Here is an 11,458-nt window from a genome sequence, read left to right on the forward strand (position 1 = left end):
CAAAAGACAGAATGAAAGAAACGGATACTCTTAAACAAATCGTTTTGGAAGCTTTAAAGGAAGGAGTAAAACTCTATTGCGAAAAAGAAGCGCCTAACGTTTCTTTTGGAGATCTGAGGATAAGGATAGAATATTCCAGAGAGGAATCCTTCGGAGATTATTCCACTTCTTTCGCTTTGGAAAATTCCAAACTGCTGGGCAAAAAACCTTTAGATTCCGCTGCGCTTCTTGTAGGTTATCTTCAGGCAAAAACGGATTTATTCGAGAAGGTGGATTTCACTCCTCCCGGTTTTGTGAATTTCAGGATATCTCCTTCTTTTTTGATCCGGTTTTCGGAAAATACGATCCAAAAAAACGATATATTTCCTAAATTAGAAAATCCTAAAAAAGTAAATTTGGAGTTCGTAAGTGCGAACCCTACCGGACCTTTGAATATCGTGTCCGCAAGAGCAGCTGCAACCGGAGAAGCATTTGCAAATCTACTTAAAGCAGTCGGTCATTCCGTCGATAAGGAATTTTACGTAAACGATTACGGTAACCAGGTGTTTTTGCTCGGGGTTTCTACAATGGTGCGTATCAGGGAAACTCTGGGGGAATCTTCTTCCATCCAAGAGAATGCAGACGACGGAAGATCCATTGAAGAACTACTTTCTCAGAATGTGATCCCCGCAGAAGGATATAGGGGAGATTATCTCAATATCATTGCAAAACAATTATTAGAAAATCCGAATACCGAAAAAGAGATCAAGTCGCATCTCGACAAAAAGGAATATTCGGTTCTTGCCGAAAAATGTTCCCGCTGGACTGTCGAATCCAATCTGATCTGGCAAAAAAAAGATCTGGATCTATTCGGAGTAAACTTCGATCGATTCTTTTCCGAGACAACTCTTCACGAATCCGGTAAAGTTTTAGGAGTATTGGAAAACCTGAAAAAATCCGGAAAGGTTTTTGAAGAAGAAGGAAAACAGATCTTCAGATCTGAGGACTACGGAGACGATAAAAATCGTGTGGTCGTCAGGGATGATGGACGTCCTACCTACCTTCTCGCAGACATTGCCTATCATAATGATAAAATTTCCAGAGGTTATGAGAAGATCATAGATATCTGGGGGCCGGATCATCACGGTTATATTGCAAGACTAACAGGTGCTGTCCAAGCATTGGGTTATCCTAAAGAAAATTTCCAAGTGATCATCGCCCAACAGGTGAATCTTCTTATGGCCGGCCAAAAAATGAAGATGAGTAAACGTGCGGGAGAATTCCAGACAATGGAAGATCTTCTGGGTTATTTGGGAAAACATGCCAAGGATGTTGCACGTTATTTTTTCACTATGAGGTCCCTAGATTCTCCTCTGGATTTCGATCTTGATCTGGCTAAGGACGAGTCCGATAAAAACCCGGTATTCTATCTTCAATATGCTCACGCAAGGGTTTGTTCTATCTTTAGGGAAGTAGGAACACACTCGGATGCCAAAGCATTAGAAAATCTTGAAATGACTGAAGAGAGAAAGAGGCTTCTTTTTTGGATCTCTCGTTTTCCGGAAGAAGTATTGGATGCTGCTGCGACCTTGGAGCCTCATCGGATCGCAAATTATCTGCAGAATCTTGCAAGGGCTTTCACTCAATTCTATATCGCAAAGAATAATAGACTTAAAGATTCTGACGAGTCTACAAGACTAGGGCTTGCAAGAATTTGCCAAGCAGTCCGCATTGTACTTGCGGAAGGTTTAGCGCTGCTTGGAGTTTCCGCTCCGGAAAGATTGGAGAAAGAAAATTGAATCCTCCTAGAGTCACAGTTATTTCCACAGGCTCGGAGCTGACTGCAGGAAGAAGCCAAGATACAAATTCTTCCTGGATCGCTAATGAACTTTTCGGATTAGGATATTCTACCGAAAAATTCATTGTATTGCCCGATGATCCCAAACTAATCACCGATGAACTAAAAAATTTAGCTTCCGGAGCCTCTAAAGAAAATCCGGTCCTTCTTGTGATGACAGGTGGTCTTGGACCCACGGAAGATGATTATACTTTAGAAGTAGTGTGTGAACTCACTTCTTCGCAACCTGTGCTAAATGAAAAAGCCCACGATAGGCTCCAGGCATTGTATCGCCTTCGTGGAAAGGGCTTCCAAGAAGCGTTAACCACCGCATTGCGTCAGGTTTCTATCCCCTCTAATTCCATAGTTTTGAATAATTCGGTAGGGATTGCTCCCGGGTTTTGGTCGGAACTCCAACCAGGCGCTTACTTGGCGTGTATGCCCGGAGTTCCTTCCGAAATGGTGACCATGTTCAAAGAGGAATTGGTCCCTCTTATCCAGAAACAATTCCATTCAGGCCAGCTATATTCTGATTTTCTGTTTATCTGGGGAATGAGCGAATCGTTATTCCAACAGGAATTTATAATAGATATCGAAGAATTAAAGAAGGGAAAAGCGGTTTGGGGAGTCGCCGCAAAAAAAGGATTTATCCGAGTCACTTACCAGTCAGAAGACAAAAGTTTGGTAGAAGAACTGATCCAAAAGACAAAAGAAAAATACCGCGGACTTTGCACAGGTGACTTATTCGAAGAATTCCCTAAACTTCTCTCCGAAAGGAAGCTAACTATCGGGACGATCGAAAGTTGCACTGGCGGACTTGCGGCTAAGATACTTACGGATCGTGCCGGTTCTTCGGAGTATTTTTTGGGGTCTGTAGTCAGCTATTCCAATCTGATCAAAGAAAATATAGTAGGCGTCAAAAAAGAAACCTTGGAAGCTCACGGAGCAGTGAGTGAAGAGACTGCAACCGAAATGGCGGATAACGGAGCAAGAATACTCGGCACTGATCTGGCAATCAGTATTACCGGCATTGCCGGTCCAGGTGGAGGGACTCCTACAAAAAAAGTAGGGACTGTATTTATAGGAACCCACATTAAGGGCGAAAAAACGGAAGTAAAGGAACTCTTTCTTCCTTTTAAGAGGGAGCTATTCCGAGAGGTAGTGGCCGCTACTTCTCTTTATTTAATGTACAATCGATTGAGGAAACTCGTATGATCTATAGGATTTTGGCCCTAAGTTTAGTGATCTTTCTAGGGTTTTATTATTTTTTAGGGAATCCATACGAGCCGGCGAGAACTATACAAAAAACCTGGTATTGGAACAAAGAATCTAAGTTAGCTAGCTTTCCAGATCCACGTAGTGACTTTGATCCGGAAAGGAACGTTAACGGATATAAAACGAAAACTTCTTATATCAGAATTCCTTGGGGTGAATCTATCCTGATCGACGATTCTAACCGGATAGAATTTCCGCTCAGAGCGAAAGGATATTTAGCGTATAAAAAGATCGGAAGTTCTGTGGAATTTTTTTCAGAAGCAGGAGAACTTCTTTGGACCAAGGATTACAAAAGTTATCCTCGTATTCATCCCGACGGGAATTTAGTCCTATTTTTATCCGGGGATAATAACCAGGTTTTGGTTTCCGATATCAATGGAAATCCGTTGGGTGCTAAGAAATTGGACGGTAGATTTTTAACCGACATCTCCTTTGCTCCAAAAGGAATTTCTAATGGAGAAACCGCCGTTTTATTTTCAGGCGGGGAATTATTTCTCTTAGACGGAAAGGGAGAAAAACTTTTCGAAACAAAATTAGGAGAAAAGGAGCCGGTCTTTGCAAAAAGCCTTTCCATTTCCGCAAATGGCCAAAAAATCGCAGTTCACTTTTTGAAAAACAATCGAGACTTTATTCGAGTCTACGACAGAGACGGCTCTGAATCGGAAGAATGGAATTTGGGAAGAGTGATCCCATACAAAGTAAATCTTGCTGTTTCTGATAATGGTGGAGTGCTTGCTGGTTTCTCCGATAAATTGACCTTATATTCCGAATCGGGAAAAGTTCTCTTCGAAAAAAATCGGAACAAGGCACAGTCAGTTTACCAGACAGTATTCCATTCTGGAGCTTGGTTTGCTGGAGAATGGGAGGGCAATTTGTTCTTCTTGGATGAGAATGGTTTTATCCTGAAAGAAGAAAAGATACGCTCCGGAGAAAAGCCATTTCGTTTTTATTCTTCGGGCCGCATTGGAGAAGCATTCCTAGAAGGCGGATCCGATATTGTTCTTTATCGTGAGCTACATAGATAGGTTTTAGAGACGCAGTTTTATTGGCACGCAGAGGCGCTAAGTCGCTGAGAAAGCAGATTTGTTAATGTTGGAATTCCAACACGCGTTATCTTCATTTTTGTACTTTAAAAACTCTGCGGCTCCGCGTCTCTGCGTGAGAAAATCTCAGCGACTCTTCTTCCTCTGCGCCTAAACCTCAAACTTCATAAATAGACAAAGACTTATAACCCTTATTTGTCTGTTTGTCTAAGAGAGCGATGATTTCAGTCCTTGTTTCCTTCTCAATATTAAAGATCAACTGATCTGAGATCTCTCTACAGATATACAGACCACGGCCATGAGAATCCGCAAGACCCGCAGGTAAGCCGGTAGGGCTGTCCACAGTGATATGTCTGTCCAAACGTTTTAAAATTTCTTTTTTATTCAAGGAACCGAAATGATCTCGTACTACTACGATGTAGGAATTCTCTGCGATTCCATAACCTATCTCGAAATAATCCGTTTCAGCAAGTTGAATGTGTTCCAGTGGGACTAAAAGGTCTCTAGAAGGAAGTTCATATTGGTATTTTGAATTACCTTTAGAATCTCTAGGTGCACGGATCATTGCGTTAGAGGTCAGCTCTTCTAAGATCTGCTGGACCGCATTCGGCGCTCCTTTTTCGATCAGGAATTTACCCACACGATTACAAATATAATTTCGATCCTTGTCAGAACTGATCTTACGGAATACGATCCCGTTTTCCGGTGGGACTAAAAATTCTTCCTCTACGTTTCCTTCTAAGATCTTGAAGTCCGGGCCGAAATATTTCTCTACTCCGAAGATATCCTTATATAGAAGTTTTTTGACCATTATAGTGATCAGATTGATGTCCAAGAAGGAATACTTGGGGATAATATTCCAGATATCATGCTGATAAGCAAAGTTAATATAATCGTTAATATTATAAGCTGTCATCAGTGAATACTGAACTCTTGGATGTTCCTTTTGGATGGTCTTGATCAGATCCAATCCGGACTTTCCGGGCATACGAATGTCGGTGATTACCAGGTCCACATGTTCGTTAGAAAGAATTTTGACCGCCTCGTCGTAATTTTCCGCATCGAAAACTTCGTAATCTCGGATCAGGATATCTTTTACGGCCTCCCGGATGGAATGTATATCTTCTACTACTAAGATACGATGCTTGGACAATTTAGTTTCCTTTGGGTTGTACTAAGGGAAGGGAAATTTTAAATCTGGTCTTTCTATCGTACGAACGAACAGTCAATTCTCCCGAATGTTCTCTCACGATGGAATGGCAGATAGAAAGTCCGAGACCGGTCCCGATCCCTGACTTGTTTTTGGAGAAAAAGGGGGAGAAAATTTTATCCAGCATATCCTCCGGGATTCCTCCCGCAGTATCTTCCACAAAAATATGCATCATATTACGAGTTCTTCTGACTTCTACTTTGATCTTACCTTCTCCGTAATCGTAAGCTTGCAGAGAGTTTTTGAAAAGATTTATGAATAACCTTTCCATCTTTACCGGATTGAATTGAAAGGTCATGCCGGGTTCGCTGAAAATTTCCCATTCCGTATTTTTAGAAAGGACAGGATAGACCCAATTGACCGAATCCTTTGCCTTCATTATGGTTTCATGAATATCAGCAGTAGTAGTTACTAATTTGTCCGGTTTAGCAAAACTGATTACATCCAAAACGATCATTGCTGCACGGGTAAGATCCTCTTTGATCATCTCCAATCTTTTACGGAAAAAAGCGGGATCCATACTGGATAGATTGTTCATTAAATTTTGTAGAGTAAGACTCATACCGGTTAGCGGGTTGTTCAACTCATGCGCCACACCGGAGATAAAAATACCCAAAGAAGCAAGGTTACGGATACGAAGGTTCTCCTCTTCTTTTTCTTTGATACGAGTGATATTACTGATCTTCTCCACTATGGAGACTATACTTCCATCCTTACGTATAGGGAAAAAATCCAGATACAATGTTTCCTTTTGGTCGTTGGCTACGTGAAATATCTCTCTTCCAACTTCTCCCTTTCCTTCGAACTGAGCGTCGAAATCGGGTTCGTTCTCATGATGATCCTTCATAGGACAGTAAGGACAAACCGCAGAACGGTTGTACAGAATTTCGTAACATTTTCTGCCTAGGATAGAAGGGAAGTCAGGCTCACTTGAAAATTCGAGAGTGGCCTTGTTTACACGACGAACCCGGAAGCCCGAGTCTATCAGAACAAGCGGCTCCGTGATTCCGTCCAGAATTGCTTGGAGTTCCTCCGCTCTTTCGTGGAGGTTTTCCATTAGGGATGACATCCGGATCAATATTCTAGGGATTCTTTATAACTTTGCAGTAATTTTTTTTGAATTCTGGAAGAATGTTGAGACTGCATTTCCTGAAGTCTTAGAACGTGCACAAAAAAATCCTCGATCAGTTTTAAGTAAAATTCTTTCTTAAACTCGGATCTGTCCCGGTTTACCCCCTCATCGGGTAGGTAATTCAGAGGATATTCGGCCTCTTTCCCGTTTTTATCTGCATAGATTACCAGATCATCCACATTATTATCCAAAGGGGTAGTGTCCGTCATTCGGATCATGATCGTATCTTCCGAAGAATAATTCGCTGTTTTGATCTCTGAAACTACCTTAGAAAGAGTGGAACCGTTAAATTCCAGAAGAATGGACTTTTCTTCCGCTCTTTCTATCCCGCCCGGAGAGGGAGACTGGGTTACCGAAAACTTAGTGATCTTTACACCTTTACGATTCGGAAAATTTCCCACCCAAGTTACCAGAGTACCGATTGGCAAAGCTTCCATTCTTTCGAATTTCAAAAGTTCTCTCGCTACACTTAGGCTTTCATAAGCTCGTAAGATCCTCTGGTTCAACATTTGGGTAGAAGAAGAGGAGGAATTGTTCTGGGATTTTGTCCCATCTTGGTTTTGAGCGTTTGTGGAAAAAAAGGAAAGAAGAAGTAGCAGAAGGAAGGCGGCTTTAGGCGCCACCTTCCGGATAGAATAAAAATTAAGGCTTAGGTTGCTCTGGAGTCGTATTGCTCGGTGCGGTCGTAGGCGCGGATTCTTGGGCATTTGTCCCTCCTTGGTTGCCCTGGGCCTCTTCCGCAGCAGGTGGAGGAAGGATCTCAGGTGTTGGAGTGGTATTGTATCCGCTAGTCTTCGCAAAAAGGAAAGAAAGAATCAAAGATAGAGCTAAAAAAAGAAGTCCGGCAACTCGTGTCGCTTTAGTCAAAACATCCGCAGTAGAGGAACCGAAAACGGATTGGCTCGCTCCTCCACCAAGAACTCCACCCATTCCTCCTTTACCTGTTTGGATCATAACAAGAAGGATCAGAAATAGACTGACGAAAACGAAAAGAACAAGGATGGTTCCGGTGATAAAGCCCATGAGTCGAATTCCTAAAGGTAAAAAGGTATGTTTTTTGGCGAAATAATCCGCTATAAATCCAAACTACCGCCAAGCCCTAGGCTGACAAGCCGTTTCGGGGTTTCCAGAACGGCCTTGTATTGCGGTAGGAAAAAATTAGAATAAAGCTAAGAAGCTTTCCAGTTTTTGGCTGGCCCCGCCTACAAGCCCGCCGTCGATATCCGCTTGGGATAGTAGTTCCTTCACGTTATCAGCTTTTACGGAACCGCCGTAAAGAATAGGCATAGCATCCGAGATCGTTTTCCCATTTTGGAATAATCCGGAAATTTCTTTTCTGATAAATGAGTGAGCTTCCTGCGCTTGAGCAGGAGTTGCAACCTTTCCGGTTCCGATCGCCCAAACTGGTTCATAGGCAACCCAGATACGAGAGAACTGGTCACTTTCTATGGAACCTAAACCTTCTTGGATCTGTTTTTTAAGTATTTCGAAAGTTTTGCCTGACTCTCTTTCTGCCAGAGTTTCTCCCACACAATACACAGCGGTAAAACCGTGCTTTGTAAGATAAGAGATCTTTTGGTTGCAGAAGGAGCTTGTTTCTCCTAAGAACTGTCTTCTTTCGGAGTGACCGACAAGCGCAAATTTTATTCCGAGTTCTGAAAGTTGGTCCGGACCGGTCTCTCCTGTCATAGCTGTGAGAGGAGCTGGATATATATTCTGAGCTCCGACTGCTATTTTAGAATTTTCTAATATTCTGGAAACAGCAGCCAGATGAATGGAAGAAGGAAATACGACCGCCTTTTTATTATCCGGAAGGGAAGAGGATTTTTCCTTTAGGCCGCTTGCAAGAGCCAACGCTTCCTTTTCGGAAAGATTCATTTTCCAGTTACCTGCGATAATTTTAGGGCGCATATATATTTCCTTTGATCCTTTTTAGATTTTTATTTTAGAAGAGCCACAACTCCGGGGAGTTTTTTACCTTCTAAAAATTCCAAGGAGGCTCCTCCTCCGGTAGAAACGTGAGTGATCTTGTCTTCCACTTTAGCCTTATTGATCGCTGCGATGGAATCTCCTCCGCCTACGACCGTTCTGGCCTTGGACTTAGAGACAGCTTTAGCGATCGCCATAGTTCCAGGTGCGAATTTATCGAACTCGAAAACTCCCATTGGCCCGTTCCAAACGATAGTTGCCGCATTCTTAATTACTTTTTCGTAATTTGCGATCGTCTTAGGACCGATATCCATTCCCATCCAACCGTCCAAAATTCCCATTTTGTCCACGGTTTTGGTCTTAGCATTCGCATCAAATTTATCAGCGATCACATGATCCACAGGAAGTTGGAAATCCACACCTGCGACTCCAGCTCTTTCGATCAGTTGAAAAGCTTCCACTTCGAAATCTTTTTCCACTAGGGAATTTCCGACAGGGATCGCTCTGGATTTCAGGAATGTATAAGCCATTCCCCCACCGATCAAAATATGATCCACTTTTTCGATTAGGTTTTTGATTACGCTGATCTTAGAAGAAACCTTGGAACCTCCGATGATAGCCACGAAAGGTTTTGCAGGACGGGAAAGAAGAGAAGAAAGTTCTGTGATCTCTTTGTACATCAACAAACCTGCAAAAGAAGGCAGGAGATGTGCAATTCCTTCCGTAGAGGCATGGGCTCTATGAGCCGCACCGAATGCGTCGTTTACATAAACATCGGCAAGAGTGGCCAGGCTTTTGGAAAAAGCAGGAGCATTCTCTTCTTCTTCTTTATGAAAACGTAAATTTTCCAGAACAAGGATCTCTCCGTCTTTCAGTTCTTTGGAAAGTTTTACGACATTCTCTCCGACTACATCTTTCGAGAATGTTACAGGAGCTTTAACTAAACTTTTAAAAACTTCGTAAACCGGTTCCATTGAGTATTGAGGATCCGGTTTCCCTTTAGGGCGGCCAAGGTGACTTGCAATGATCACCCTAGCGCCTTTTTTTACCAAAAGTTCAATGGTAGGAAGTGTCTTTTCAATTCTAGTCTTGTCGGAAACTTTACCGTTCTCCAGAGGGACGTTAAAATCGACCCTCAGAAAAACTCGTTTCCCCTTGACGTCCTCGTTTTCGAGTCTGGGTAATTGCTGCATCTATTAACCTTTTTTAGCCATGTAACGGATCAGGTCTAAAACCCTATTAGAGTAGCCCATCTCGTTATCGTACCAAGAAACCAATTTAAAGAATCTGGAATTTAACTCGATACAAGCATCCGCATCGAAGATAGAAGAAAGAGTAGAACTCAAGAAGTCGTTAGAAACAACCATCTCGTCAGTATAACCTAAGATACCTTTCATAGCGCCTTCGGATGCTTCTTTCATTTTTGCAGAAATTTCTTTTAAGCTGGTTTCTTTAGTAGTTCTTACGGTCAAGTCTACAACGGAAACGTCCGGAGTTGGAACTCTGAAGGACATACCGGTCAATTTTCCGTTTACTTCAGGAATACAAAGACCAACCGCTTTTGCCGCACCGGTAGAAGCAGGAATGATATTTTGCATTGCTCCTCTTCCACCTCTCCAATCCTTTTTAGAAGGACCGTCAACAGTAGGTTGGGTTGCAGTAGTAGCGTGGATTGTGGTCATAAGACCTTCTTCGATCCCGAAATTGTCCAGAACCACTTTAGTGATCGGAGCAAGACAGTTCGTAGTACAGGAAGCGTTAGAAACAACATGATCCTTGCTTGGATCGTATTTTTCGTTGTTTACTCCCATAACGAAAGTAGGGATGTCCTTGTCTTTTGCAGGAGCGGAGATCACTACTTTTTTAGCTCCGGCCTTGATATGTTTTTCAGCGCCCACTCTGTCAGTGAATAGACCTGTAGATTCGATCACATAGTCTACTTTCAGATCTTTCCAAGGGAGTTTTTCAGGATCTCTTTCGGATACACAAAGAACTTTTTTACCGTCTACGATAAGTGAGTCGTCGGTATGCGTAACGGTGCCGTTAAAACGTCCATGAGTAGAATCGTATTTTAAAAGATATCCTAGGTTGTCCGGAGTTACTAGGTCGTTGATTGCTACAAATTCAATATTTGGGTCTTTGATCCCGGAACGGAATACCAGGCGACCGATTCGGCCAAAACCGTTGATAGCGATTCTTGTCATTTTCTTCCCTTTATTTCCTTAATGTTATTTGATAAAACGAGGAGCTTGGAGCTCTCAAATACATCTTTTTATAACAAAACCATCCTGAAAATCCGTTTTTTTGCGGTTTCGCAGCGACCATAGGGGCGAGAAAACGACCGTGTAGCGAGTCGGTGACTGGAAAGCCAAAAAAAGCAAGACCTAATAAACCCGCCTCCCGTGTGTCCTTTACGAAAAAGAATGAATGGGGTTTTGGGTTTAAAGGACTTTGCCTAGGATCTTTTCGAAGGGTAAAGGGCCGAAGTCTCTGGAATCCATACAGTCGTCTCTGTTGTCACAGAGTAGAAAGTAGTTCCGATCTTCTACCGTTAGGTTGGAGAGATTATCGCGGCTTGAATAGGTACCAGAGAAGGCGGGTCTAGCATCTTTATATTGTAAGGAAAAGTCTGATCTTTCCTGAGCCTCTGAGATGCCATTTCTGTAAAGTATCTTGTCCTTGATTACGATCTGGTCCCCGGATTTTCCCATGATACGGACCAGAGCCACTTTTCCTTTTTGTGTCGGATGTGCTACTAAAACCACATCGCCTAAAAACAAGGAAGAATCCCTAACAAATCGGGAGATATAAATTCTTTTTCCTTTAGGAAACGCGGGGGACATCTCTTCGGTTTCCGGGACGAACGGAAACACGAACCAGATCCGAACTGCGGTCGCAAATAAAAATCCGACAACGAGAGAAATGGAAAGAACCTGAACGAACTTCTTTCGATCGAATTTTTTTTCCTTCTCTCCGAACTCTTTTTTCAACGAGAACATTATAAGGCTATGGTATGAATGTATAGAAAATGGGCAAAGTAGATTTTATTTAAA

Annotated in this window: 11 protein-coding genes; 3 read left to right on the top strand and 8 right to left on the bottom strand. The window is 42.4% G+C overall.

Annotated elements, in window-relative coordinates:
- Positions 1–11 precede the first annotated feature (11 nt).
- From argS to LEP1GSC185_RS17085, 3 genes are read left to right on the top strand one after another with little or no spacing between them, the layout of a single operon-like run.
- A complete protein-coding gene (gene argS / locus LEP1GSC185_RS17075; RefSeq protein WP_008592784.1) occupies positions 12–1,778 on the top strand; it encodes an arginine--tRNA ligase in 1,767 nt (588 codons plus the stop codon).
- A complete protein-coding gene (locus LEP1GSC185_RS17080) occupies positions 1,775–3,031 on the top strand; it encodes a nicotinamide-nucleotide amidohydrolase family protein (RefSeq protein ID WP_008592776.1) in 1,257 nt (418 codons plus the stop codon). The genes argS and LEP1GSC185_RS17080 overlap by 4 nt, the downstream gene beginning before the upstream one ends.
- Positions 3,028–4,116 (top strand): TolB-like translocation protein, encoded by a 1,089-nt coding sequence (locus LEP1GSC185_RS17085; protein ID WP_008592667.1) that lies wholly within the window; start codon positions 3,028–3,030, stop codon positions 4,114–4,116. The genes LEP1GSC185_RS17080 and LEP1GSC185_RS17085 overlap by 4 nt, the downstream gene beginning before the upstream one ends.
- A gap of 175 nt (positions 4,117–4,291) precedes the next feature.
- Here the strand turns inward: LEP1GSC185_RS17085 and LEP1GSC185_RS17090 are convergent, their stop codons facing one another.
- From LEP1GSC185_RS17090 to lepB, 8 genes are all read right to left on the bottom strand, one after another.
- Complete coding sequence (locus LEP1GSC185_RS17090) at positions 4,292–5,287, bottom strand: response regulator transcription factor (RefSeq protein WP_008592316.1); 996 nt, start codon at positions 5,285–5,287, stop codon at positions 4,292–4,294.
- Position 5,288: 1 nt separating this feature from the next.
- Entirely contained in the window at positions 5,289–6,413 is a 1,125-nt protein-coding gene (locus tag LEP1GSC185_RS17095; RefSeq protein WP_024864054.1) for an LIC_12097 family sensor histidine kinase, read from the bottom strand.
- A 5-nt stretch (positions 6,414–6,418) separates the two neighbouring features.
- On the bottom strand, positions 6,419–7,099 hold the full coding sequence (gene lenA, locus LEP1GSC185_RS17100) for an endostatin-like outer membrane lipoprotein LenA (RefSeq protein ID WP_008592132.1): 681 nt from the start codon (positions 7,097–7,099) through the stop codon (positions 6,419–6,421).
- Between the two features lie 19 nt (positions 7,100–7,118).
- Positions 7,119–7,499 (bottom strand): preprotein translocase subunit SecG, encoded by a 381-nt coding sequence (secG, locus tag LEP1GSC185_RS17105; RefSeq protein WP_008592814.1) that lies wholly within the window; start codon positions 7,497–7,499, stop codon positions 7,119–7,121.
- A gap of 135 nt (positions 7,500–7,634) precedes the next feature.
- Positions 7,635–8,387, bottom strand: coding sequence for a triose-phosphate isomerase (tpiA, locus tag LEP1GSC185_RS17110; protein ID WP_008592879.1), 753 nt, complete (start codon positions 8,385–8,387; stop codon positions 7,635–7,637).
- Between the two features lie 29 nt (positions 8,388–8,416).
- On the bottom strand, positions 8,417–9,598 hold the full coding sequence (locus LEP1GSC185_RS17115) for a phosphoglycerate kinase (RefSeq protein ID WP_008592716.1): 1,182 nt from the start codon (positions 9,596–9,598) through the stop codon (positions 8,417–8,419).
- Positions 9,599–9,601: 3 nt separating this feature from the next.
- A complete protein-coding gene (gene gap / locus LEP1GSC185_RS17120) occupies positions 9,602–10,609 on the bottom strand; it encodes a type I glyceraldehyde-3-phosphate dehydrogenase (RefSeq protein WP_008592325.1) in 1,008 nt (335 codons plus the stop codon).
- Between the two features lie 237 nt (positions 10,610–10,846).
- On the bottom strand, positions 10,847–11,404 hold the full coding sequence (gene lepB / locus LEP1GSC185_RS17125) for a signal peptidase I (protein WP_008592417.1): 558 nt from the start codon (positions 11,402–11,404) through the stop codon (positions 10,847–10,849).
- Positions 11,405–11,458: the final 54 nt, after the last annotated feature.

The organism is Leptospira licerasiae serovar Varillal str. VAR 010, assembly GCF_000244755.1.
Taxonomy (GTDB): Bacteria; Spirochaetota; Leptospiria; order Leptospirales; family Leptospiraceae; genus Leptospira_B; species Leptospira_B licerasiae.